Source organism: Hymenobacter ruricola (assembly GCF_015694525.1).
In the GTDB taxonomy this organism is placed as follows: Bacteria; Bacteroidota; Bacteroidia; order Cytophagales; family Hymenobacteraceae; genus Hymenobacter; species Hymenobacter ruricola.
Window position 1 is genome coordinate 61,664 of sequence record NZ_JADQDM010000010.1, and the last position, 23,405, is coordinate 85,068.

The window sequence follows — 23,405 nt, forward strand, 5'->3', positions numbered from 1 at the left end:
AGGATTTACTGCTGCGGTAAAGGTGCTTCGCTGACGCTCGGCATGACGTTTCAACGCTTTTGACGAGTCCCCTATCCCCTTCTCACACCCGCACCCGGCTCGCCACCGCCGACACGCACAGCCCCATGCACGCAATCAGCGCAAACGACACGCGCAGGCTCGTGGCCCCGGCCACCATGCCAATCAGCGGTGGTCCCAGCAGGAACCCGAAAAACCCAATCGTCGACACCGAAGCCAGCGCCATGCCCGCCGACATCTGCGTCGACTTGCCGGCCGCCGAGTACACGAGCGGCACCACCGCCGACGTGCCAAACCCCACCAATAGAAAGCCCAGCAGCGCCGTGGGCAGCGTGGGCAGCAGCACGGCCGTGAGCAGCCCGGTGGCCGTGAGCAGGCCGCACAGCTGAATGACGCGGCGCGGCCCCAGGCGGGCGGCCAGCCAGTCGGCCCCGAAGCGGCCCAGCGCCATGGTGCTCATGAAGGCCGTGTAGCCCACGCCTACCCAGTCCTTATCGGCCCGAATAACCTTTTTGAAATACACCCCGCTCCAGTCGAACATGGCCCCCTCGCACACGAGCGCGCAGAAGGCGATGGCGCCCAGGCCCAGCAGTTCCTTGTCGGGCTTCACAAAAATGGGCTGGTCGGGGTCCACGCCGGCGTCCTGCCGCACGGTGTAGCCCGCGCTCACCGCCAAGCCCGCCAGAATGAACAGCGCGATGAAGATAAAATGCACGCCGGGCGCGATGGCCTGCCCCATCATAAACGAGCCAATGGCCGCCCCCGCGAAACCCGCCAGGCTCCACAGCCCGTGGAAGGAGCCCATGATGGGCTTGTGCTTATACAGCCGCTCCACGCCCACGGCCTGGGTGTTCACGGAGATGTTGGTGAGGTTGCCGCCCACGCCGAACAGCACCAGGCAAGGCACCAGTTGGTAGAGGCTGGTGGCCCAGCCCAGCCCCAGCAGCGCCGTGGCGTAGAGCACCACGCCCCACAGCACCACTTTGCGGCTGCCTTCCTTGGCCACCAGCCAGCCGGTGAGCGGCAGCGACACCAGCTGCCCCAGCGGAATGGCCAGCAGCACGCCGCCCAGCGCTGCCTCCGAAATGCCCATGCGCTGCTGCACGCTCGGGATGCGCGAGGCCCAGGTAGCAAAGCACAAGCCCAACAGGAAAAACAACGCCCCCACGGCCACGCGGTGGGCCTTGCGGGAAATCGGCCGGGCCGATGCAGTCAACGAAATCATACAGTATTCCTTCTTCTCAGCCCGGCGCACCCGCCCAAAAGCTGCAAATTACAAGCTTCCCCAACGCCCCGCAGCCGCTAGTAGTTGCCTGATTTGCAAATGCGTCGCGCCTCTTCCAACAAACGTTTCCGCCCTGCGAGCCGCAGATTGCGCAGCCGTAACCAGCAGTTTGTTAGCTGTTTCCTGCCCAGTGGCCAATCCCGCCATTGCTTCACCAAATCCATTTACTATCCCGTCATGCAGAGCGCCAGCGAAACATCCCTACCGCGAAGAGTAAATGAATACTTGCGCGGTAAAGATGCTTCGCTGGCGCTCGGCATGACGTTTTAGTTGGCTCCAATAGGTCCACTGGGTTCCAAGCGGCCCCAGGCTCCGGCCCTATCAGGCGGCGGTGTCGAGGGTAATCTGCGTCACCACTTCGCGCAATAGCAGCGCAATGGAATCTACCAGCGGCTGCAGCTCCGCGGCCCGGAAGCCGCCTTCCCACTTGTCCAGCGCTTCCACGGGCGGCAGCAGGTGCTGGGCCCGCAGGTGCACCAGGTTAGGTTTCAGGGTGTGGGCGGTGGTTTTCAGCAGGGTCAGGTCGGCGTTTTCCATGCCTTGGCTCAGGCCCTGCATGGCCTCCTCGCAGCTTTCCACGAAGGTGGCCAGCATAAAGGCCACGAATTCCGGGTCGCCCTGGCCCACGGCCAGCAGCTCGTCCACGGCGTAGAGTTTGCCGGGGGCGTTTTCCACCGGCGCGGCCGGGGCCGGCAGGAAGGTAGGCTCGGCGTCGGGCTCCGGCTCTTCTTCCAGCGGAATGGAGCCCGGCGGCAGGGCCCACTCGGTCACCACTTTCAGCAACTCTTCCTCCTTGAAGGGCTTGGCCAGGTAGCTGTCCATGCCCGCGCCGAGGCATTTTTCGCGCTCGCCCTTCACGGCGTTGGCCGTGAGGGCGATGATGGGCGTGGTGAGGCCCAGTTGGTGGCGCAGCAGCGCGGTGGCCGCGTAGCCGTCCATCACCGGCATCTGAATGTCCATCAGAATCAGGTCGAAGCGCGTGTGCTGGGCCAGCTCCACGGCCATGGCGCCGTGCTCGGCTTCGGTCACCTGCACGTGGGCGTGGGTGAGAAAAGTCTTGGCAATCTGGCGGTTGAAGCGATTGTCTTCCACCAGCAGCACCTGCTTGTTGCGCAGGTGGCGGCGCACGGAGTTGTCGGGCGGCAGCACGGTTTTGGGCGCCAGGTCTTCGGCCGAGCCCACGGGCAGGCGCAGCGGAAACTGCATCACTGTGCCCTTGTTCTTCTCGCTCTCCAGCTGCACGTCGCTGCCCATGAGCTTGAGCAGGTTGCGGCAGATGCTCAGGCCCAGCCCGGTGCCGCCAAACTTGCGCGTCACCGACGAATCGGCCTGGCTGAACTCGTTGAAGATGTTTTGCACGTACTCCGGCTCGATGCCGATGCCGGTGTCGGCCACCCGGAACACCACTTCGCCGCCCTCGCCGCCCTTGTCGGGCACGTACTTGCAGGTGATGGACACGTACCCGTGCTCGGTGAACTTGATGGCGTTGCCGGCCAGGTTCAGCAGCACCTGCCGGATGCGGTAGGGGTCGCCGAGCAGCACGCGCGGCACGGCGTCATCCACGCGCGTGAGCAGGCGCAGGCCTTTCTCCTCGGCCTTGTAGTGCAGGGTCTGCTCTATTTCGGCCAGCAAGTGCACCGGCGTGAAGCCCACCTGTTCCAGCGTCATCTTGCCGGCTTCCAGCTTCGACAAGTCCAGAATGTCGTTGATAATCACCAGCAAGTGCTCGGCCGAGGTGGTGATGGCCTGGCGGTAGCTGTCCTGGTCGGGCGCCAGCGGAGTTTTTGCCAGCAGCTGGCTCATGCCCAGGATGGCGTTCATCGGCGTGCGGATTTCGTGGCTCATGTTGGCCAGAAACAACTCGCGGGCCCGCACCGCCGACTCGGCGGCCAGCTTGGCGTGGCGCAGGGCGCGCTCGGTGGTCACCCGCTCGGTGATGTCGATGCCGTAGGCCACTATCATGCGCGGCGAGCCATCGGCGTGGAATACCGGCTGCAGGCAGCGCATCTGGTGCCGAATGCCCTCGGGCCGGTCAAACGCCTCCTCGAACGTCACCATCTGGCGCGTCTCGAAGGCTTCCCGCAGGCGCTGCTGGCGCTCCTCGGCCAGCGACATGGGGTAGCCGTACTGGGCGCAGTACGCAAAATTGTCCTTGCCCAGCACCCAGGCCCGCTTGGCGGGGTCCTTGATGCCGCTGGCGTTCACAAACATATAGCGGCCATCGGGGTCGAACAGGCCGATGTCACTGGGGATGTTGTTCAGGGCAAATTCGTAGAATTCGCGCTGCTTCACTAGTTCTGCTTCAGCGTTGCGGCGCCGGGTCACGTTGGCGCCCGTGCCCACCATCATGCGGAGCGAGCCGTCGGGGGCAAACACCGGAATGAAATGGCGGCGCAGCACCTGCTGCCCGTCGGGCGAATCCATGGTTTCTTCCCAAGCCACTTCGGTGCGCTGGGCCACGGCTTCTTTAAACTTCTGTCGCCGGGTCAGGGCCAGGTCGAGGGGCCGGCCTCGCTGCTCGCAGAAGGCAAAATCGTCCTTGCCAATCATCCACGTGCGCATTTCGTCGTTTTGGAAACAGCGGGCGTTGATGAACTGGTAGCGATGCTCGGCGTCGAAGGCCACGACTTCCACCTTCAACTGGTCGAGCATCGAAGTGAACATTTCGCGCTGGTCGGCGAGCGCCTGTTCGGCTGCGCGCCGCCCCGCCTGGGCCTCGGCTAACTCTTGCCGTAGCTGCGCTATCTGCTCAATTGTCGTAAGCGTTTCGGCCGTTGATTGTGGCTGAGTGGCAATCGAAGAAGAAGAGATTTCAAAATTGTACAATTCGGCCATATAGTATAATCACTAACACGCTAATAATTAGCAAATATAAGGCGTCAGTGCAGTTTAACACTCTTATTCTCTTATAATTGGAATTTTATTATTTTTAACTTTTCTAATAAAAATTTAACATAAATACTTTGCTGGCAATAGCAGTACGCCAATAAAGCCAATGGTAACTGCAACCGCGCTGAACAAGATGTTCATTATTAACCTTTTCCCTGAACCGGCAAAAATCACTGCAACACGCGGCCCAGTTCCCGCTGGTACTCCAAGTTGTCGGTCATGCCGTTGTGGCCCGCGCCCGGCAGCAGCACGAGCCGGTCCGTAGGCTTCAGCAAGGCCTTCAACCGCAGCGAGGACTGGTAATAAATCACCTCGTCGCGGTCGCCGTGAAACAGCACCACGGGCGCCGGCACCCGGGCAATGAGCTCGTTGGTGGGCAGCGGGTAGCGCACCAGAAACCCCGGCACGACAGGATAATGATGCGTGGCCAAATCGCGCATGCTGAAGTAGGGCGCCTGCAGAATCAGCAGTTTCGGGTGCTGCTGCGCGGCCAGCCAGGTGGCCGGCCCCGTGCCCAGGGAGTAGCCCAGAATCACAATGTCGGCTTCGTCGTACTCGGCCAGGAGCTGGCGGTAGGCCGTTTGCACGTCGCTCAGCAGCTGGTTTTGGCTGCTGATGCGGCCGCCGCTTTTGCCGTAGCCGCGGTAGTCGAGGAAAAAGACGTCGTAGCCGAGGCGGGTGTAAGTGGGCGCGGCTTCGCCCCAGCTGCTCAGGTCGCCGCCGTTGCCGTGCAGGTAGAAAACGAGGCCTTTCGGATGGGGGGCGTGGAACAGCAGGCCGTGCAGTCGCGTGCCGTCGGCCGCGGCAATCCAGCGCTCCTCAAAGCGGCCGGGGAAGCGGAATCGGTAGTCGGCCCGCAGCCGGCTGGGGAAGAACAGCAGGCTTTCCTGCTTGACATATAGCACGGCGCACAGCAGCACGTACAGCGCCGCCAGCACTCCCACCACGATAAGCACAACTTTCATATCAGGAGAACTTGGATTTCAGAACTCAGAGCTTAGAACAAATAAATCTCAACTTCTGAGTTCTAAGCTCTAAGTTCTAGGTTCTGAGCTTTACTCCTGAACTACCCGCCGATGGTGGCCATGCTCTCGAAGCTGAGCTGGTGCAGGGGCCGCTGCCGCTCGGCCTCGAAGCCGTTGGCGGCGCGGTGGCGGAAGGCGGCGGAGAGGGCGGCCACGATTTCCTCGTCGGATTTGCCGCCGCGCAGCAGGGCGCGGGTGTCGAGCACGCCCTGGTCGTAGAGGCAGGTTTTGATGCCGCCCTCGGCCGTGAGGCGCAGGCGGTTGCAAGTGCCGCAGAAGGTGCGCGAATACGCCGCGATGATGCCCACGCGGCCTTGGTGGCCGGCAATGGTGTATTCGGAAGCCGTGGCGCCGGCCGGCATGGGCACGGGCGTGAGCTCGCCAAAACGGGCTTCCAGGTGCTGGCGGATGCGCAGGTGGTTCCAGGGCAGGGAGGCGGGGCCGGCTTCGTGGCTGCCGCCGTTGAAGGGCATTTCTTCGATGAAGCGCACTTCCACAGGCAAGTCGCGGCTGAGGCCGGCGAGGGGCGCCAGGTCTTCGATGTTTTGCCCGTCCATCACCACGGCGTTGATTTTTACCTGAATGCCGGCTTCCAGCAGCGCGTGGAAGGTTTCCAGCACCTTAGGCAGCTCGTCGCGGCGCGTGATTTGAAAGAACCGCTCGCGGTCCAGCGTGTCGAGGCTGAGGTTGACGGCGCGCACGCCCAGGCGGGCCAGGGCGGGCACGTGCGGCGCCGTGAGCACGCCGTTGGTGGTCAGGCTAATGTCATCGATGCCAGGCAGCGCGGCCAGGCGCTCCATGAACGGCACCAGGTCGCGCCGCACGAAGGGCTCGCCGCCGGTGAGGCGCACTTTGCGCACGCCCAGGGTGGCCAGCAGGCCGGTGAGGCGCAGCATTTCCTCGTAGCTCAGCAGCTCGTGCTTGGGCAAATACTTGATGCCTTCTTCGGGCATGCAGTAGAAGCAGCGCAGGTTGCAGCGGTCCGTCACGGCCAGGCGCAGGTACTCCAGCGGCCGGCCGTGCTGGTCGTAGAGGGGCGAGACGGCCGGCGGGGCCACGGAAACAGAAGATGGAAGCACGTTTATCACCAATTTTGCCCGGCTGTACGTAAGACTGCCGGCTTGCGCTAAACCCCCAACGCGGGAAAGGTGTTCAGGCCCCGGCGGCCGAAGCGGCTTGGCTAGCGGCGGCGCCCCGGTTTTACGCCCAAAAGATACGTCGAAGATATGTCCTTAAAAGTCGCCCTGTTCGGCATCACCCGCGACATCGTGGGCACGTCCGTCATTGAGCTGCCGGCGCCGGCCCCCGCCACCGTGGGCGAGCTGCTGGCCGAAATGCGCCGCCAATACCCGGCGCTGGGCGAGCTGCGCAGCTGCGCCGTGGCCGTGAACAACGAGTACGCCGCCCTGGACCAGTCCCTGCACACGGTGGATGAAATTGCCCTGATTCCGCCAGTGGCCGGCGGCTGATTTTTTTAGTAGCGCGAACTTTGCAGTTCGCGTGCCAGAATGATACCCGAACAGCGCGGGGCACGCGAACTACAAAGTTCGCGCTACTGCCGCGCTACTGCCTGCATGACGCCAACCCTTTCCATCACCGACCAGCCCATTGACGTGGCCGCCGCGCTGGCCGCCGTGCAAACCGACGCCGCCGGGGCCGTCAATGCCTTCATCGGCACGGTGCGCAACCAGTCGGGCGGGCGGCCGGTGCGCCGGCTGCACTACGAGTCCTACGACAGCATGGCCCTCACGCAGCTGGGCCACGTGGTAGCGCAGGCCGTCGAAAAGTGGCCCATGCTGCAGGAAGTGGCCGTGGTGCACCGCAAAGGCACCCTGGAGCTGGGCGACGTGGCCGTGGTGGTGGCCGTGGCCACGCCGCACCGCGCCGAAAGCTTTGCCGCCTGCCAGTTCATCATCGACACGCTCAAGCAAGTCGTCACCATCTGGAAGCGCGAGGAATACGAGGACGGCACGGAGTGGGTGGCTGCGCATCCGTAGGCGTCGGACCGGGGTGGGCATTCTTGCTGAATCAGCGTGTCAGCTCCTGCTCGGCAGCGGCGCGCTCCTCGGGCGTGTTCACGTTGCGTAGCTCCTTGGGCTCGGGCGGGCTCAGCAGTTCGATGTCGGAGTTGATGAGCGCCTTGCGGGGACAGGAATAGCCCAGGCTCAGCAAACGCAACAGTTGCCCGTAGCTGCGCGGCTCCCAGATGGTGACCAGCGGCTCGGGAAACTCGTCCCAGGGGCTGCGGAAGGTGGTGGCCATGCGGGCCGGCTGCCGGTTCGTCACCAGGTGTTCCAGCGTGTCGCGGGTGAGGAAGGGCAGGTCGCAGGCCAGCACCAGCCAGGCGGCGTTGGGGTCGGCCTGGAAGGCGGAAAGCACGCCGCCCAGCGGGCCCAGGCCCAGAAATGTATCGGGCAGCCCGGTGAGGCCGGCGGGCAGGTCAGCGGCTTGGTCGGGGCGCACAGACACGCGCACGTCGGGGCAAAACTCGGCCAGCAGTGCGGCCGTGTGCTGGCGCTGGTCGAGGCCGTGGTAGTGCAGCTTGCCTTTGTCGGTGAGCATGCGCTCGCTGCGGCCGCCGGCCAGCACCAGGCCGCGCAGCACGGGCACGGCCATCTGGTACCACTGCCGAACGAAAGCCGCGATTTTGGCGGTGTCGGCCAACCGCAGCACCGGCGGCAAAGGCGCGGCGCTGAGGTGCTCGGTGAGGACGGCCGGCAACTCGGTTTGGCCGTCGGCGAGCAGGATGAGGCGGACGTCGGTGAGGCGGTCGAGCTTTTTGTCGAGCGGCTTGCGCGGGTCAACGATGACGACTTGCTGGCGGGCCCGGAAGTGGTTGCCGTTCACGAGCACCACGCTTTCGTGGGCCAGCAGCTCGGGCTGCGAGAACTTGTCGAGGGCCCGCGTGAGGTTGAGCTGGCGGTGGGTGATTTTATCAACCAGCTCAGCGGAGAGGCTGTTTTCAGCCACGTAGGGCACAGGCCTGGCAGCAGCATCTAACGCTTCTTCCGCAGCCGCGGCGTCGCCGGCGGCGTGGTCGGCATCCACGTAGGCCACGCGCAATTGCGGGCTAAGCAGCGGCAGCAGCCGGGCCACCAGGGCCTGAATGTCGGAGCAGGGCGCGCCGAGAATGGCCAGTTCGTGGCGGCCAAACTCGCCCACGTCGGGGCGGGCGAGGGCGGCGTGCTTGGGGCGCTTTGTAGTTGAATTGGGGAGACTGTCCATGTGGAAATCTACAAATTTTCGGCGCGATGGAAGTCCTTTTTGCCGCCGGTTTTCTCGATTAGCTGCACATTTTCAATGGTAATGTCGTGGGAGAAAGCCTTGCACATGTCGTAGATGGTGAGGGCGGCCACGGTAGCGCCGGTCAGGGCCTCCATCTCCACGCCGGTGCGGCCCGTGACCACGGCGGTGCACACCACGCGCAGGGCGGCGGGGCCGTCGGGCTCGATGCTGACCGAGCAATCGTCCAGCCCCAGCGGGTGGCAGAGCGGAATGAGGTCGGCGGTTTTCTTAGCCCCCATGATGCCCGCCAGAATGGCCGTGTGGATGACCGGGCCTTTGTGCGAGGGCATTTCGCCGGCCTGCACGCGGGCCAGCAGCTCCTCGCCCAGCACCACGCGGCAGTGGGCGCGGGCCACGCGGCGGGTGGGGGTTTTCTGGCCCACATCGACCATGGTGGGCTGGTTGGCGGCGTTGACGTGGGTGAAGTTCTTGGTTAGCATAGGAGTAGAGACGCATATTTGCGTCTAATCGTTGAATCGTTAAGAGGAAGCTCAGCCGCGAAAGCACGGAAGCGAAGCCGGCTGGTAACAGCCCGTCCCGGCCCCGGATTGTTTGACTGCCCCGCGCGGATGCCGGCTAAATGCGCGGCTGCCCCGTTCAACACCGAGACGCAAATATGCGTCTCTGCCCCAAGCCTGCCTATGCTCTCCGTTGCCGAAGCCTTTGCCCGCGTGCTGGCCACCGCCCGCCCGCTGCCCCTCGAAACCGTGCCCCTGCCCCAGGCGGCGAGCCGGATGCTGGCCGAAACCCTCACGGCCGACCGCGACTTTCCGCCCTTCAACCGGGTGGCCATGGACGGCATTGCCGTGCGCTTCGCCACCTGGGCCGGGGGCCAAACCGCCTTCGACATCGAGCACACCCAGTACGCCGGCGCCCCGCCCCGGCCGCTGCTCAACCCGCAAAACGCCGTGGAAGTGATGACCGGCGCGGTGCTGCCCGCCGGCACTGATACGGTGGTGCGCTACGAGGATATTTTGCTGGCCGACAACCGCGCCACCGTCCAGATTCCGCCGCCCGAGGCGCCCGGCGTCAACATTCACCACCAAGCCGCCGACCGCCGCGCCGGCGATGCGCTGCTGCGGCCCGGCACCCGCCTGGGCCCCGCCGAGCTGGCCGTGGCCGCCACCGTGGGCGCCGCCGAAGTGCGCGTGACGCGCGCCGCCCGCGTGGCCGTGGTGAGCACCGGCGACGAGCTGGTGAGCATCCGGGAAACGCCCCTGCCGCACCAGATTCGGCGGTCCAACGTGTATGCCTTGCAGGCGCTGTTTGCCCAGGCCGGGGCCGAGGTGTCGCAGTTTCACCTACCCGATTCGCTGGACGAGCTGCGCGCCGGTCTTACTGAAATTCTGGGCGCCGGCTTCGACGCCGTGGTGCTGAGCGGGGCCGTGAGCAAGGGCCGCGCCGACCACCTGCCGGGTTTGCTGCGCGAGCTGCACGTGGCCGAAATTTTTCATGAAGTGAACCAGCGGCCGGGCAAGCCGCTGTGGTTTGGGGCGCGGGCGGGCGGGCCGGTGGTGTTTGGCCTGCCCGGCAACCCGGTTTCTACCTTCATCACGGCCTGCCGCTACGTGCGGCCCTGGCTGAGTGCCGTGCAACGGCCCGTGGGCGCGGCCGACGCTCCCGCTGCTTTTGAGGCACCGCTGCCGGCCGTGCTCACCGTCGACATTTATTTCAAGCCGCAGCTCGCCCACTTCGTGCCCGTGCGCCTGGCCGTGGACGCCGAGGGCCGCCGGGCCACGCCCCTGCGGGTGGGCGGCTCCGGCGATTTGGCCGGGCTGCTGGGTGCCACCGCGTTTCTGGAGCTGCCGCCGGAGCCGGCCGTGTTTGCGGCCGGCAGCGTGTGGCCGGCCTGGGCGCTGTAGGGCAGGGCCGTTGCATCAGAGCTTGCTCCCGTTCACTTCCGGAGTTGGCGGAAGCCCACCGGAGCTTGCTCCCATCCACTTCCGGTCTTCCGAAAGTGAATGGGAGCGAGGTACGATGCCTTTCGGTACTGCCGGAAATGGACCAGAGCGAGGTGCAATGCCCTTCCGGAACCGCCAGAAGCCCACCGTACCGAGGCACGATGCGCTTTCGGAACTCCAAAAGCCGACTGTGCTTCGGTACAGTCTACTTCTTCATTAAGCCACCGGCGTTGTATCTTCGCCTTGCGCTGCTATCCAGAAAGACCGAGGGACCGGGCCCGATGACGTCTTGGCAACCTACCGCGAGTAGGTGCCAACTCCCGTTTCACCGCGTTGTTGGGTGAGAGAAGATGACAGCCGGAACCGAACCTAGCCGTTCGGGTTTCTTTCTGGATACGCGCTTGTACGCCGCTATACCGACCAGAAAGCAATGTCTGTTTCCGCCCCTGCCCTGCCCACCTCCGCACCGGAACGCGAACTACAAAGTTCGCGCTACTTGCTGCCCGACCTCCTGCGCCAGCGCCTGCTGATTCTCGACGGCGCGATGGGCACCATGATTCAGCGCCACCCGCTCACGGAGGAGGACTTCCGCGGCACCCGCTTTGCCGACCACCCCAAGCCCCTGCGCGGCAACAACGACCTGCTGAGTTTGACGCGACCCGACATCATCAAGGGCATCCACGCCGAGTACTTCGCCGCGGGCGCCGACATGGTGGAAACCAACACCTTCAGCGGCACCACCATTGCGCAGGCCGATTACGGACTGGAGCACGTGGTGTACGAGCTGAATTATGAGTCGGCGCGCCTGGCCCGCGAGGCGGCGGATGAGTACGCCACGCCCGAGCAGCCGCGTTTCGTGGCCGGCGCCGTGGGCCCCACCAACCGCACGGCCTCGCTCTCGCCCGACGTGAACCGGCCCGGCTTCCGCGCCGTGACGTTTGATGAGCTGGCCACCGCCTACCTGGAGCAGGTGCGCGGGCTGGTGGACGGCGGCGTCGACACGCTGCTCATCGAAACCATCTTCGACACGCTGAACGCCAAAGCCGCGCTTTTTGCGGTGCAAAAGTTCTTTGACGAAGGCGGCCGGGTGGTGCCCATCATGATTTCGGGCACGATTACGGACGCCTCGGGCCGCACCCTGAGCGGCCAGACGGTGGAAGCCTTCTGGAACAGCATCCGCCACCTGCCGCTGCTGAGCGTGGGCCTGAACTGCGCCCTCGGCGCGCACCAGCTCAAGCAGTACGTGGAGGAGCTGAGCCGCATTTCCGACGTGCACATTTCGGCGTATCCGAACGCGGGCCTGCCGAATGCTTTCGGTGGGTATGATGAGTCGGCCCAGGAATTTGCGGCGCTGGTGGAGGAGTATTTGCAGGAAGGCATTGTGACGGTGGTGGGAGGTTGTTGTGGCACCACGCCCCAGCACATTGCCGAGCTGAGCCGCCTGGCGAAGAAGTACAAGCCCCGCCAGCTGCCCACCGAAGTACCCCCCGTGACGCGCCTGAGCGGTTTGGAGCCGTTCGGCATCAAAGAAGACAGCCTGTTTGTGAACGTGGGCGAGCGCTGCAACGTGACCGGCTCGCGTGCTTTCGCCCGGCTCATCCGAACCGGCGCCTATGAAGAAGCCCTGGCCGTGGCCCGCCTGCAGGTGGAGGAAGGCGCCCAGGTGCTCGACATCAACATGGACGAGGGCATGCTCGACTCCGAGCAGGTGATGACGACGTTTCTGCACCTCATCGCCTCGGAGCCCGACATTGCGCGGGTGCCCGTCATGATAGACTCCTCGAAATGGAGCGTGCTGGAAGCCGGCTTGAAATGCGTGCAGGGCAAGAGCATCGTTAACTCCATTTCGCTGAAAGAGGGCGAGGACGTGTTCCGGGAACGCGCCCGCACGGTGCGCCAGTACGGCGCCGCCGTGGTGGTGATGGCTTTCGACGAAAACGGCCAGGCCGACTCGCTGGAACGCCGCATTGAAATCTGCCAGCGCAGCTACGACATTCTGGTGAAGGAAGTGGGCTTCGACCCCGCCGACATCATTTTCGACCCCAACATTCTGACCGTGGGCACGGGCATGGACGAGCACCGCAACTACGCGCTCGACTTCATTGAGGCCGTGCGCTGGATTAAAGCCCACCTGCCCGGCGCGCTCACCAGCGGCGGCATTTCCAACATTTCGTTTTCCTTCCGCGGCAACGACGTGGTGCGCGAGGCCATGCACACGGCCTTCCTCTACCACGCCATCCGGGCGGGCCTGGACATGGGCATCGTGAACCCCGGCCAGCTCGGCGTGTACGACGAAATCGAGCCCACTTTGCTCGAACTGGCCGAAGACGTGCTGCTGAACCGCCGCGCCGACGCCACCGAGCGCCTGGTGGAGTTTGCCGACACGGTGAAGCAGAAAGGCAAAGTGGAAGTGGTGGCCGACGAGTGGCGCAGCCTGCCGGTGCAGGAGCGCCTGACGCACGCGCTGGTGAAGGGCCTGACTGAGTTCATCGACGAAGACACCGAAGCCGCACGCCAGGAGCTGGCCCGCCCGCTCGACGTGATTGAGGGCCCGCTGATGGCCGGCATGAACGTGGTGGGCGACCTGTTCGGGGCCGGCAAAATGTTCCTGCCGCAGGTGGTGAAATCGGCCCGGGTGATGAAGAAAGCGGTGGCCTACCTCGAACCATATTTATTGGCCGACAAGCAGGGCTCGGACCGCCAAACGGCCGGCAAAATCCTGATGGCGACGGTGAAGGGTGACGTGCACGACATCGGCAAGAACATCGTGGGCGTGGTGCTGGCCTGCAACAACTTCGACATCATCGACCTCGGCGTGATGGTGCCGCTGGAACGCATTTTGGATGAAGCCCAGGCCCAGCACGTGGACGTCATCGGCCTCTCCGGCCTCATCACGCCGAGCCTGGATGAGATGGTGTACGTGGCCCAGGCCATGGAAAAGCGCGGCATGAAAACGCCGCTGCTCATCGGCGGCGCGACGACTTCGCGCCTGCACACGGCCGTGAAAATTGCGCCCTCCTACAGCGGCCCGGTGGTACACGTCAACGACGCCTCGCGCTCGGTGGGCGTGGCGGCGGGCCTGCTGGGCTCAGGGGAAAAAGCCTACGCTCAAACCGTGGCCGACGACTACGCCGCCCTGCGCGCCGACTACGCCAGCCGCCAGCGCGAAAAGAACTACCTGACCATCGAAGCCGCCCGCGAAAACGGCTTTAAGTCGGACTGGGACGCGGTTTCGATTACCAAGCCCAGCTTTCTCGGCACCAAGGTGCTGGAAGACTACGACCTGGCCGAGCTGGCTCAGTACATCGACTGGACGCCCTTCTTCCACACCTGGGAGCTGAAGGGCCGCTACCCGCGCATTCTGGAAGACGAAACCCTGGGCGAGGCCGCCACCAAGCTGTTTGAAGACGCGCAGGCGCTGCTCCGGAAAATTATTGACGAGAAGCTGCTCACGGCGCGCGCCGTGCTGGGCTTCTGGCCGGCCAATACCAAGGACTACGACACCATTGAAGTGTACGCCGACGACGCGCGTGAGACGGTAGCCACGGAGTTTTTCACGCTGCGGCAGCAGGGCGAGAAGGGACCGAAGATTCCCAACATCGCCTTCTCCGATTTCCTGGCGCCGAAGGAATCCGGCCGGGCCGACTACCTGGGCGGCTTCGCCGTCACGGCCGGCATCGGCATCGAGAAGCTGCTGGACCAGTACGCGGCCGACCACGACGACTACTCCAGCATCATGGTGAAGGCCCTGGCCGACCGCCTGGCCGAGGCCTTTGCTGAGCGCCTGCACGAGCGGGTGCGCCGCGAGTTCTGGGGCTACGCGCCCGACGAGCACCTCACCAACGAAGACCTGGTGCAGGAGAAATACCGCGGCGTGCGCCCCGCCCCCGGCTATCCCGGCTGCCCCGACCACACCGAAAAAATTACTCTCTTCCAGTTGCTCGACGCCGAGGGCAACACTGGCATCTCGCTCACCGAAAACCTGGCCATGTACCCGGCTTCCTCGGTGAGCGGTATGTATTACGCGCACCCGGATTCGCGCTACTTCGGCCTGGGCAAAATTGGGGTGGACCAGGTGGCCGACATTGCCCAACGCAAGGGCATGAAACTGGCCGATTTGGAGCGCTGGCTGATGCCGAACCTGAACTACGAGCCGAAGAAGTAACGTAGCGCGGACTTTGTAGTCCGCGTCACCGCGCCACTTCCTCGTTGTGGCAATTTACCGCCTTACCCCTATTCCGGACGCGGACTACAAAGTCCGCGCTACTATATGAAAGTTACCGACCACCTGGCCCGCGCCAACGGCAAAACCTTGTTTTCCTTCGAGGTATTGCCGCCCAAGAAGGGCGAAAACATCCACACGCTGTTCTCGAACATTGAGCCGCTGATGGAATTCAAGCCACCCTTTATCGACGTGACCTACCACCGCGAGGAGTACGTGTACCGCCACCACCCCAACGGCCTGCTGGAAAAGAAAACCGTGCGCCGCCGCCCCGGCACCGTGGGCATTTGCGCGGCCATCAAAAACCGGTTCGATGTGGACACCGTGCCCCACCTCATCTGCGGGGGCTTCACGAAGGAAGAAACCGAGAATGCGTTGATTGACCTGCATTTTCTGGGCATCGACTCCATCCTGGCCCTGCGCGGCGACCCTATCAAGAGCGAAGGCGTGTTCAAGCCCGAGCCCGACGGGCACGCCTACGCCTGCGACCTCATCGGGCAGGTGGCCAACCTAAACAAGGGCGAATACCTCGACCAGGAGCAGGACGAGGCCTGGGCCACCAACTTCTGCATCGGCACGGCCGGCTACCCCGAAAAGCACTTCGAAGCGCCCAACTACAACGCCGACATCCGCTACCTCAAGCACAAGGTGGACCGCGGCGCCGAGTACATCGTGACCCAGATGTTTTTCGACAACGAGGAGTTTTTCCGCTTCGAGAAGTTGTGCCGGGCGGCCGGCATCCACGTGCCCATCATCCCCGGCCTGAAGCCGCTCACCACCAAAGCGCAGCTCTCGATGCTGCCCCGCTCCTTCTACCTCAACCTGCCCGAGCCGCTGGTGGAAGCCGTGAGCCAGTGCCGCGACAACGAGGCCGCCCGCGCCATCGGCATCGAGTGGTGCCTCAACCAAAGCCGCGAGCTGATGGCCCACGGCGTGCCCTGCCTGCACTACTACAGCATGGGCAAGGCCGAGAGCATTCGGCGCGTGGCCAAGGAACTGTTTTGATATGCTGATTAATGAATGTACTGATGTGCTGGCCGCCGCACCAGAACAATGGCTGAGGTGGAGTGGCATTCCATGCGAACTACTACCGAAAAACCGTTGCCACGTATGTAATCCGGTTTCCGCAGCACATCAGCACATTCATTAATCGGTCCATCATCCCATGCTCGACGACCTGTTTGCCCAGTTGCGCACGGCCACCGCGCCGGCCGAGATTGAGGCCCTGCAAAACGGCATCTGGCAGCAGTGGCTGAGCAGCGGCGACGCGACCCTGGACAAGGACATGGAATTCAGCATGCGCGTGATGCACGCCGAGGAGTACACCCAGGCTATCAGTCTCTTCACGCGCCTCATCCTACTCAAACCGGACTTCACCGAAGCCTGGAACAAGCGCGCCACGGCCTACTACCTGCGCGGTGATTTCAAGGCCTCGCTGGCCGACATTGCCGAAACCCTGCGCCGGGAGCCGCGGCATTTTGGGGCGCTGTGGGGCAAGGTGGGCATCCTGCGGCAGCTGGGCGAATACCGCCGGGCCCTGCGCGTGCTGGGGCGGCTGGCCGCCATTTGCCCTCACCTGCCTGGCTTGCAGGAGCAGGAATTCAGCTTACGCGAGCGGCTGGAAGACGGCGGCGCGCTGGAATAGCGGCCCGGGCCGCCACGCGAACCGTTGCCCTTACTTTCGCCGGGCCCAGCCGTAGAAGGCGAGAAAACAAATGCCTCCCACCTTACTTCGGTGCCCGATGAACAATCTAGTTGAAGGTTTCAAAACCACTGCCTGCCGGCCCGTCTGGGCCCTGGCAACCCTGACGGCCCTGGCCCTAACCGGCTGCGACTCCACGCCGCGCGAACGCCAGGAAGCCGCCCGCACCGCCGGCCACGAGCTGGACACGCTGGCCCGCAAAGCCACCAAAAAGATTGCCAACGTGGGTAAGGCCACCGCCACCTACCACGAGGCCAACCGCGCCCGCCGCGCCCGCCCGCTGGACCCGCGCGAGCAGATTGCGATGGAAACCAAGCTGCTGGGCCCCTACTCCGGCCAAGTAAACGCCCTCACGCCCGCTGACCTGCCCAACGCCTACACCCAGTTTGTGCGGGCGGTGAAAGCCGAGCGCGCCACCTTCACCGACCGCGACTGGGACTACGCCCGCGCCGTGTACCAGCGCCTGAACGACCAGCTCAAACAGATTCGGATGGACATGCCCACCCGCTACGAGGTGCCCATCCGGGCCCGGCAGGCGGAGTTTGTGGCGCTGCAGGCCGGCCACGCGGCCAAAGGCATTAACGAAACCGCCAAGCAGAGAAAATAAAACCAAAAAGAACGTCATGCCGAGCGCCAGCGAAGCATCTTTACTGCGATAGTAAATCTGATTACTGTTGCGGTAAAGATGCTTCGCTGGCGCTCGGCATGACGGGCCGCTACGCCTCCCAAATTCACCCAACCCTCGCCCTGTTCCGTGGCCAACCCCGATTCCGTCGTTTTCCTCGAATCGTTCTACGAGCCGATGGCGGCCAACCTGGCCCGCACGCGGCTGGAAGCGGCGGGCATTCCGTGCTTTCTCAGCAACGAAAACCTGGTGGGGCTGCTGCCGCTCTACAGCCCCACCACGGGCGGCGTGCGGCTGCACGTGCGCCAGCGCGACGCGGAAGCGGCCCTGGAGCTGCTGCATTCGGTGCCCGTGCCACTGGCTACCACGCCCGATGTGGCGTCTTTCGCGGCCGAAGCGCCCGACCCGGTGACGCCCCGCTGCCCGCGCTGCGGGTCGTCGAACGTGGCCTGGGGGCCGGCCACGCGCAACACCTACGGGTTCTGGTCAGGGCTGCTGTCGGTGCTGCTGCGCTACCCGGTGCGCGACAAGCGGTTTCACTGCTTCCACTGCGGCAATGAGTTTAAGTAGCCAGCGGCAGCTGGTTTGCCCGGGAAACGGATACTACATTTCCCGAATGAAGCGTTGTGGGGGTATGGCCCGGCTGAATTTCCTGAACTACTGCAAGCAACTGCTGTTCCCGCTACTGTTGCTGCTGGCAACGGGCCCGGCCCGCGCCCAAACGCAGGCGGGCAACGGCCTGATGGCCGAATACTACCGCGGTACCGATTTCACCCAGTTTATGCGGAGCCGGGTAGACGCCACCATTTCCTTCGATTGGGCGCACCAGCCGCCCATTGCCGGCATGCCGGCCGAATATTTCTCGGTGCGCTGGACGGGCTGGCTGCGGGTGCCCACCAGCGGCCGCTACGTCTTTCATGTGACCGTGGACGACGGCATGCGCATCTGGCTCAACGACCGGCTGATTCTGGACGAGTGGCGGCCGCAGCCCATCAGCCGCTTCACCACCAGCGCCGAGCTGAAGGCCGGCGAGCCCTACAAGCTGCGCGTGGAGTACTTCCAAGACATCCTTGATACCCGCGCCCAGCTCACCTGGGAGCGGCCCGACGTGCCACTGGCCCCGCCGCCCTCGTCGTGGCGCAACCTATGGGGCCTGAATGCGGACGACCCCAAGCCCGAGCCGATTCCGACGCAGTTTTTGTTTGTGAACAACCCGCGGCCCGCGGCCGCCCGGCCGGTGCCGGCGGTGCCCAAGCCACCAACCGTAGCCAAAACCCCAGCCTCCGCAAAGCCCCCGGTGCCCGCGCCGGCCAAGGCCACCCCGCGCCCACAGCCGCCGCGCCGGGTGACTCCGGCGACTCCAATTCTGGCAAAGCCAGCGGTGGTTTCGGCGGCGCCCATTGCCCCACCAGCCCTGGTGCTGGCCGACTCCGACCGCACGGCGCGCCTGGCCACCCTGGCCGTGGGCGAGGCCGTGACCCTGCCAGACTTGTACTTCGACCAGGGCCAGGCCCGCCTGCTGCCCGCCGTGCGCACTGCCCTCGACGGGCTGGCCGCCATCCTGCACGCCCAACCCACGCTACGCTTCGAAGTACAGGGCCACACCGACAACGTGGGCAACGCCGAACTCAACCGCCAGCTTTCGCAGCAGCGCGCCGAGGCCGTGTGCCTCTACCTCACCGCCCACGGCGCGGCCGAGGGGCAACTGCGCCCCGTGGGCTACGGCGGCACCCAGCCCGTGGCCGACAATGCCGACCCCGCCCAACGCCCGCGCAACCGCCGGGTGGCACTGCGCCGGCTGTAAATCAGTAGGGAAGCCCGGCAAAGGCGGCTAAATGGCCAACTTGTCGGGCTTTTCTGCGTTGCAGAAGCCCACCCTTTCCCGTTTCGCTATGGCGTTTGCCACCCGCATGGCCCAGGCGCTGCGCCAGCACTGGCGCCACTATTTGGTTGAGGCCGGCGGCATCATGGCGTTTCTGGCGGTATCGAGCACGGCGGCGGTCGTCTTTCATCACCCGGCTTCGGCCGTGGCGCGGGCACTGGGGCCGCACGAGTGGGTGCAGCGCACGGGGGTGGGGCTGGTGGTGGGCGGGCTGATAGTGGCCATGGCCTATTCGCCCTGGGGCCGGCGCTCGGGTGCGCACTTCAACCCGGCCGTGACCCTGGGTTTCTGGCAGCTTGGCCACATCCGCACCCCCGACGCGGTGTGGTATGTGCTGGCGCAGTTTGCAGGGGCTTTGGGGGCGGGCCTCGGCATGTACTGGCTGCTGGCGCCGTGGTTTGGCCACCACCTCATTCACTACAACACCACCCGGCCCATTGAGGCACCCCACGGCTGGGCGCTGGCGCTGGGGGCCGAAATGCTGATTTCGGCCGGGCTGATGCTGGGGCTGCTGTGGGCGCTGCACTCGGCCCGGCGCAAAAAGTGGGCGGGCGCGCTGGCCGGGCTGCTGCTGGCGCTCTTTGTGAGCGTGGAGTCGCCGCTTTCGGGCATGAGCCTGAACCCGGCCCGCACGCTGGGCGCGGCCGTCGCGGCGGGCCAGTGGCAAGGCCTTTGGCTGTACTTTCTGGGCCCGCTGGCCGCCATGTGGGCCACCGCCGAAGCCTACCGCCGCCACCGCCGGGCCGGGGCCGGCGCCGAGCGCCCGCCGATGTATCCCGACCCGGCCGCGTAGTCCGACAGAAATGCTGCGGGTAGCCTTTCCGTCAATTTACGCGTAAGCGGAACAGTCCATTTCCTTCTGCTCATGCCCACCAAAAAACCCGCAGCCGCCAAGCCCGCCGCTAAAAAAGCCCCCGCTGCCGCCAAGACCGCCCCCGCCAAACCCGAGCGCCGCCCCACGGCCCAGGACATGAAAGCCGGCGCCCAGAAGCTGCCCTACCCGGCCAGGCAGGCCGACATGAAGCTGCAGCCCGACTCGGACCTGGCCAACTACCGCGCCGCCGGCAAGCTCCAGGACAAAATTGCCCTCATCACCGGGGCCGACTCGGGCATTGGCCGGGCCGTGGCCATTGCCTTCGCCAAAGAAGGTGCCCACGTGGCCGTGGTCTTCAACGAAAACGTGGAGGATGCCGAGAAAACCCGGCAACTGGTGGAGCGCGAAAAGCGCAAGTGCCTGCTGCTGCAGCTCGACGTGCGCGACTCGGAGCAGTGCAAGCAGGCCGTGCGCCGCACCGTGGCCGAGCTGGGCGGGCTGAACATTCTGGTGAACAACGCCGCCTTTCAGAACAGCCAGGAGAAGTTTGAGGACATTCCCGAAGAGCAAATCCGCCGCACGTTCGACACCAACATTCTCGGCTACATCTGGATGGCCCAGGCGGCCATTCCGCACCTGCAAAAGGACGACTGCATCATCAATACGGGCAGCATCGTGGGCATCACGGGCATTCCCATTCTGGTCGATTACGCGGCTTCCAAGGCCGGCATTCACGCCCTTACCAAGTCGCTGGCCTTGTATCTGGGCGAGAAGGGCATCCGGGTGAACTGCGTGGTGCCGGGCCCGGTCTGGACGCCCAACATCCCCGGCACCATGCCCATTGAGGAAATCGAGAAGTTCGGCCACGAAGTCGCGCTCAAGCGGCCCGGGCAGCCCGAAGAGCTCGCGCCCGCCTACGTGCTGCTGGCCTCGCAGGACGGCTCCTTTATGACCGGCAGCCTCGTGCACGTGACCGGCGGCAAGCTCAGCAGCGACGAATAAGAGACGGGGCGCCCTGGAATAAATGAGAACGTCATGTCGAGCTGGTCGAGACATCTCGCCTGGGGCAGTAATTCAACCAACAGGGTTAGTGGTGGCACGCGAGATGTCTCGACCAGCTCGACATGACGTTCTCAATTTGTTCCGGGGCGTTCTTTTCCCCACGGCGTTCTTTTTCTCAGTCCGCGGGAAGATTTTGCTCGTAAGGAGTTATTAGCTGAGCCGTTCGATGCGGCACCGCGTCAGCTAAAGCTTTTTCTATGCCCGTCCCCACCTACCCGAGCGGCACCGTGCGCGCTTTGCTCGGCACCGAGCACGTTTCCGAGGCCACCCGCGCCGCCTTGCAGGAGCGCCTCGCTGCCCCGGCCACTTACGAGCCCCAGTTTCTGAGTGCCGAAGCATACGCGCTGCTGGAAGCGGTGGCGAGCCGGCTGTTTCCGCAGCCCGACCGGCCGGAGCAGCCCATTGCCCTGGCCCCGGCCCTGGACGACCGCCTCGCCAAGGGCCTGGCCGACGGCTGGCGCTACGACGCGCTGCCGCCCGACCGCGAAGCCATGCGCCTGGGCCTGGGCGGCATTCAGGAAATTGCGCAGAGCCTGTTTCAGGCTGATTTCCTGGCGTTAGCGCCCGAGCAGCAAGACGCCGTGCTGCACGCCCTGGCCGACGGCCGCCCGCCCGGCGCCGCCTGGCAAACCCTGGACGCCGGCCGCTTTTTTGAAGAGCTGCTGGCCGGCCTCACCGAAACCTACTACGCCCACCCGCTAGCCCAGGAGGAAATCGGCTACGTGGGCATGGCCGACCTGCCCGCCTGGACGAAAATTGGGCTGAACGAGCGCGAAGACCGGGAACCTGACGAGGCAAACGAGCAGCGGCTGTCATCCTGAACATTCTGCGAAAGCAGAGACGAAGCACCTTCTCACGGCTGCTGGTTTTGATTACTGCAAGTCGTTCAGCGGCGATAAGGTCCTTCGTCTCTGCTTTCGCAGAATGCTCAGGATGACAGATGTTTTCTATCACCACTCACCCATCACCACCCACCGCATGCCCGACGAAGAAACCCTGGAAGAAAGTGTCCTTAATCCCGTGAAACCTGAAATCCAGGACCCGCTGCTGCGCGCGCTGCTGGCCGACGAACCCGCGGCTGCTGCCGCGCCCGTGGATACGCCTTTGGAACAGCCGCAGGCCCTGCCCGCCGAGGCCAATGAAGTGGACTGCGTGGTGATTGGGCTGGGCGCGGGCGGGGCGCCGCTACTGGCCCGCCTGGCCATGGCCGGCCTGAAGGTGGTGGCGCTGGAAGCCGGCCCCTGGCACAACCCCGGGAAGGACTTCGCCACCGACGAGCAGGCCCAGAACTTCCTGTTTTGGAACGACGAGCGGCTGGCCGCCGGGCGCGACCCGCTGGCCATGGGCAAAAACAACTCCGGCACCGGCGTGGGCGGCTCCACGCTGCACTACACGGCCTACACGCCGCGCCCATTGCCCGATGACTTGCACCTAAAGCGCGACTTTGGGAAGGGCGAGGACTGGCCATTTGGCTACGAGGAGCTGGAGCCGTATTACGAAGAGTTGGAGCAGTTTCTGGGCATCTCGGGGCCCACGCCCTACCCCTGGGGGCCGGGCCGGCGCAAGGGCTACCCGCTGGCGCCCCTGCCGCTGAATGGCGCCGCCCAGCTCATGGTGCGCGGCGCCGGGAAACTGGGCATCCGCACCTCGCCAGCGGCCAATGCGGCGCTGTCGGCGCGCTACTACCAGGAAGGCATTGGCTGGCGCGAGGCCTGCACCAACCGCGGGTTTTGCCAAGCCGGCTGCTCCAACGGCGCCAAGGCCAGCATGGACGTCACGTTCATTCCCTTGGCCGTGAAGCACGGAGCCGACATCCGGCCCAGCAGCTTCGTGACCGAGATTGAGCGCGATGCACAGGGCCGCATCACCGGCGTGGTGTACACGCAGAATGGGGAGCAGCAGCGGCAACGTTGCCGCCACCTGTTTCTTTGCGCCGGTTCGGTGGAAACGCCTCGCTTGCTGCTGCTGAATGAGCTGGCTTTGACCAGCGGGCAAGTGGGCAAAAACCTCATGGCGCATCCCGGCGTGCAGGTTTTCGGCACGTTTGCCGAAAGCGTGCGGCCAAACAAAGGCATCCCGGGCGCGTTGATTTCGCAGGACACGCACCGGCCGCAGGACGCCGACTTTGTGGGCGGCTACCTGTTGCAAAGCATTGGCATTATGCCCGTCACCTTTGCCGGACAGGTGGCACGGGGGCGCAAATTCTGGGGCCAGCGGCTGCGCGACTACATGAAAAGCTACAACCACGTGGCCGGCATCAACATCCTCGGCGACTGCCTGCCTCACGCCGACAACTACTTGGAGCTGGCCGAGGAAAAAGACGCCCGCGGCCTGCCCAAGCCGCGCCTGCACTTCACCGCCCAGGAAAACGAGGTGCGCATGAACCAGCACGCCGAAGCCCTGATGCGCCGCATCTGGGAAGCCGCCGGCGCCACCGACATCTGGGCGTTTCCGCGCTACGCGCACGTCATCGGCACGGCCCGCATGGGCCTGAGCGGCGACGACGCCGTGGTGGACGCCAATGGCCGCGCCTTCGACGTACCCAACCTGTACATCTGCGACAACTCCGTTTTTCCCAGCGCGCTGAGCGTGAACCCGGCCCTGACCATTATGGCGCTGAGCCTGCGCACGGCGGACAAGTTTCTGAAAAGCCAGCAGCGGCGCGACGCATGAACGAGTACAAAAAGACCGTCAT

19 protein-coding genes and 1 riboswitch are annotated in these 23,405 nt (G+C 64.8%); of the genes, 13 read left to right on the top strand and 6 right to left on the bottom strand.

Annotation, left to right across the window (positions count from 1 at the left end; translation table 11 throughout):
* Positions 1-82: 82 nt before the first annotated feature.
* The 4 genes from I2H31_RS17470 to moaA form a co-directional block, all read right to left on the bottom strand.
* On the bottom strand, positions 83-1,243 hold the full coding sequence (locus I2H31_RS17470; RefSeq protein ID WP_196294343.1) for an MFS transporter: 1,161 nt from the start codon (positions 1,241-1,243) through the stop codon (positions 83-85).
* A gap of 381 nt (positions 1,244-1,624) precedes the next feature.
* Positions 1,625-4,138, bottom strand: coding sequence for a response regulator (locus tag I2H31_RS17475; RefSeq protein ID WP_196294344.1), 2,514 nt, complete (start codon positions 4,136-4,138; stop codon positions 1,625-1,627).
* A 224-nt stretch (positions 4,139-4,362) separates the two neighbouring features.
* The gene (locus I2H31_RS17480) at positions 4,363-5,157 is read right to left on the bottom strand and encodes an alpha/beta hydrolase (protein ID WP_196294345.1); all 795 of its coding nucleotides are present in this window, start codon (positions 5,155-5,157) and stop codon (positions 4,363-4,365) included.
* Between the two features lie 101 nt (positions 5,158-5,258).
* Positions 5,259-6,296 carry a GTP 3',8-cyclase MoaA gene (gene moaA / locus I2H31_RS17485; protein WP_317192239.1) on the bottom strand — a complete coding sequence of 346 codons (1,038 nt, stop codon included), beginning with the start codon at positions 6,294-6,296 and terminating at the stop codon, positions 5,259-5,261.
* A 147-nt stretch (positions 6,297-6,443) separates the two neighbouring features.
* Here moaA and I2H31_RS17490 point away from each other — a divergent pair, with 147 nt between their 5' ends.
* Positions 6,444-6,686, top strand: coding sequence for a MoaD/ThiS family protein (locus tag I2H31_RS17490; RefSeq protein WP_196294347.1), 243 nt, complete (start codon positions 6,444-6,446; stop codon positions 6,684-6,686).
* Positions 6,687-6,791: 105 nt separating this feature from the next.
* Positions 6,792-7,214, top strand: a complete 423-nt coding sequence (locus tag I2H31_RS17495) for a molybdenum cofactor biosynthesis protein MoaE (protein ID WP_196294348.1) — start codon at positions 6,792-6,794, stop codon at positions 7,212-7,214.
* Positions 7,215-7,245: 31 nt separating this feature from the next.
* Here I2H31_RS17495 and I2H31_RS25270 read toward each other — a convergent pair whose 3' ends face one another.
* Both I2H31_RS25270 and moaC read right to left on the bottom strand, forming a co-directional pair.
* Positions 7,246-8,442 carry an NTP transferase domain-containing protein gene (locus I2H31_RS25270; RefSeq protein ID WP_230687904.1) on the bottom strand — a complete coding sequence of 399 codons (1,197 nt, stop codon included), beginning with the start codon at positions 8,440-8,442 and terminating at the stop codon, positions 7,246-7,248.
* Between the two features lie 8 nt (positions 8,443-8,450).
* Positions 8,451-8,942: a cyclic pyranopterin monophosphate synthase MoaC gene (gene moaC / locus I2H31_RS17505; protein ID WP_196294349.1), complete on the bottom strand. Its 492-nt coding sequence runs from the start codon at positions 8,940-8,942 to the stop codon at positions 8,451-8,453.
* Positions 8,943-9,143: 201 nt separating this feature from the next.
* Here moaC and I2H31_RS17510 point away from each other — a divergent pair, with 201 nt between their 5' ends.
* From I2H31_RS17510 to I2H31_RS17560, 11 genes are all read left to right on the top strand, one after another.
* Complete coding sequence (locus I2H31_RS17510; RefSeq protein WP_196294350.1) at positions 9,144-10,364, top strand: molybdopterin molybdotransferase MoeA; 1,221 nt, start codon at positions 9,144-9,146, stop codon at positions 10,362-10,364.
* Positions 10,365-10,651: 287 nt separating this feature from the next.
* Positions 10,652-10,760: riboswitch (SAM riboswitch) on the top strand.
* Between the two features lie 187 nt (positions 10,761-10,947).
* Positions 10,948-14,568: a methionine synthase gene (gene metH, locus I2H31_RS17515; RefSeq protein WP_230687905.1), complete on the top strand. Its 3,621-nt coding sequence runs from the start codon at positions 10,948-10,950 to the stop codon at positions 14,566-14,568.
* A 105-nt stretch (positions 14,569-14,673) separates the two neighbouring features.
* On the top strand, positions 14,674-15,630 hold the full coding sequence (metF, locus tag I2H31_RS17520) for a methylenetetrahydrofolate reductase [NAD(P)H] (protein WP_196294352.1): 957 nt from the start codon (positions 14,674-14,676) through the stop codon (positions 15,628-15,630).
* Positions 15,631-15,790: 160 nt separating this feature from the next.
* The gene (locus I2H31_RS17525) at positions 15,791-16,270 is read left to right on the top strand and encodes a tetratricopeptide repeat protein (protein ID WP_196294353.1); all 480 of its coding nucleotides are present in this window, start codon (positions 15,791-15,793) and stop codon (positions 16,268-16,270) included.
* A 97-nt stretch (positions 16,271-16,367) separates the two neighbouring features.
* Positions 16,368-16,934 carry a hypothetical protein gene (locus tag I2H31_RS17530; RefSeq protein ID WP_196294354.1) on the top strand — a complete coding sequence of 189 codons (567 nt, stop codon included), beginning with the start codon at positions 16,368-16,370 and terminating at the stop codon, positions 16,932-16,934.
* Between the two features lie 147 nt (positions 16,935-17,081).
* Positions 17,082-17,522, top strand: coding sequence for a putative signal transducing protein (locus tag I2H31_RS17535; protein WP_196294355.1), 441 nt, complete (start codon positions 17,082-17,084; stop codon positions 17,520-17,522).
* 64 nt (positions 17,523-17,586) lie between these two features.
* On the top strand, positions 17,587-18,756 hold the full coding sequence (locus tag I2H31_RS17540) for a PA14 domain-containing protein (RefSeq protein WP_196294356.1): 1,170 nt from the start codon (positions 17,587-17,589) through the stop codon (positions 18,754-18,756).
* A gap of 88 nt (positions 18,757-18,844) precedes the next feature.
* Entirely contained in the window at positions 18,845-19,627 is a 783-nt protein-coding gene (locus I2H31_RS17545) for an MIP/aquaporin family protein (RefSeq protein ID WP_196294357.1), read from the top strand.
* Between the two features lie 177 nt (positions 19,628-19,804).
* Positions 19,805-20,650, top strand: coding sequence for an SDR family oxidoreductase (locus I2H31_RS17550; protein ID WP_230687907.1), 846 nt, complete (start codon positions 19,805-19,807; stop codon positions 20,648-20,650).
* A gap of 257 nt (positions 20,651-20,907) precedes the next feature.
* Positions 20,908-21,531 (top strand): gluconate 2-dehydrogenase subunit 3 family protein, encoded by a 624-nt coding sequence (locus I2H31_RS17555; protein WP_196294359.1) that lies wholly within the window; start codon positions 20,908-20,910, stop codon positions 21,529-21,531.
* Between the two features lie 157 nt (positions 21,532-21,688).
* Positions 21,689-23,383, top strand: coding sequence for a GMC family oxidoreductase (locus I2H31_RS17560; RefSeq protein ID WP_196294360.1), 1,695 nt, complete (start codon positions 21,689-21,691; stop codon positions 23,381-23,383).
* The last annotated feature ends 22 nt before the right edge of the window (positions 23,384-23,405 follow it).

What these genes read in the sequence shown, in the direction of transcription:
- I2H31_RS17470 (WP_196294343.1), bottom strand. Translation starts at nt 1,243, where the DNA reads ATGATTTCGTTGACTGCATCGGCCCGGCCGATTTCCCGCAAGGCCCAC.
- I2H31_RS17475 (WP_196294344.1), bottom strand. Translation starts at nt 4,138, where the DNA reads ATGGCCGAATTGTACAATTTTGAAATCTCTTCTTCTTCGATTGCCACT.
- I2H31_RS17480 (WP_196294345.1), bottom strand. Translation starts at nt 5,157, where the DNA reads ATGAAAGTTGTGCTTATCGTGGTGGGAGTGCTGGCGGCGCTGTACGTG.
- I2H31_RS17490 (WP_196294347.1), top strand. Translation starts at nt 6,444, where the DNA reads ATGTCCTTAAAAGTCGCCCTGTTCGGCATCACCCGCGACATCGTGGGC.
- I2H31_RS17495 (WP_196294348.1), top strand. Translation starts at nt 6,792, where the DNA reads ATGACGCCAACCCTTTCCATCACCGACCAGCCCATTGACGTGGCCGCC.
- I2H31_RS25270 (WP_230687904.1), bottom strand. Translation starts at nt 8,442, where the DNA reads ATGGACAGTCTCCCCAATTCAACTACAAAGCGCCCCAAGCACGCCGCC.
- moaC (WP_196294349.1), bottom strand. Translation starts at nt 8,942, where the DNA reads ATGCTAACCAAGAACTTCACCCACGTCAACGCCGCCAACCAGCCCACC.
- I2H31_RS17510 (WP_196294350.1), top strand. Translation starts at nt 9,144, where the DNA reads ATGCTCTCCGTTGCCGAAGCCTTTGCCCGCGTGCTGGCCACCGCCCGC.
- metH (WP_230687905.1), top strand. Translation starts at nt 10,948, where the DNA reads ATGGGCACCATGATTCAGCGCCACCCGCTCACGGAGGAGGACTTCCGC.
- metF (WP_196294352.1), top strand. Translation starts at nt 14,674, where the DNA reads ATGAAAGTTACCGACCACCTGGCCCGCGCCAACGGCAAAACCTTGTTT.
- I2H31_RS17525 (WP_196294353.1), top strand. Translation starts at nt 15,791, where the DNA reads ATGCTCGACGACCTGTTTGCCCAGTTGCGCACGGCCACCGCGCCGGCC.
- I2H31_RS17530 (WP_196294354.1), top strand. Translation starts at nt 16,368, where the DNA reads ATGAACAATCTAGTTGAAGGTTTCAAAACCACTGCCTGCCGGCCCGTC.
- I2H31_RS17540 (WP_196294356.1), top strand. Translation starts at nt 17,587, where the DNA reads ATGGCCCGGCTGAATTTCCTGAACTACTGCAAGCAACTGCTGTTCCCG.
- I2H31_RS17545 (WP_196294357.1), top strand. Translation starts at nt 18,845, where the DNA reads ATGGCGTTTGCCACCCGCATGGCCCAGGCGCTGCGCCAGCACTGGCGC.
- I2H31_RS17550 (WP_230687907.1), top strand. Translation starts at nt 19,805, where the DNA reads ATGAAAGCCGGCGCCCAGAAGCTGCCCTACCCGGCCAGGCAGGCCGAC.
- I2H31_RS17555 (WP_196294359.1), top strand. Translation starts at nt 20,908, where the DNA reads ATGCCCGTCCCCACCTACCCGAGCGGCACCGTGCGCGCTTTGCTCGGC.
- I2H31_RS17560 (WP_196294360.1), top strand. Translation starts at nt 21,689, where the DNA reads ATGCCCGACGAAGAAACCCTGGAAGAAAGTGTCCTTAATCCCGTGAAA.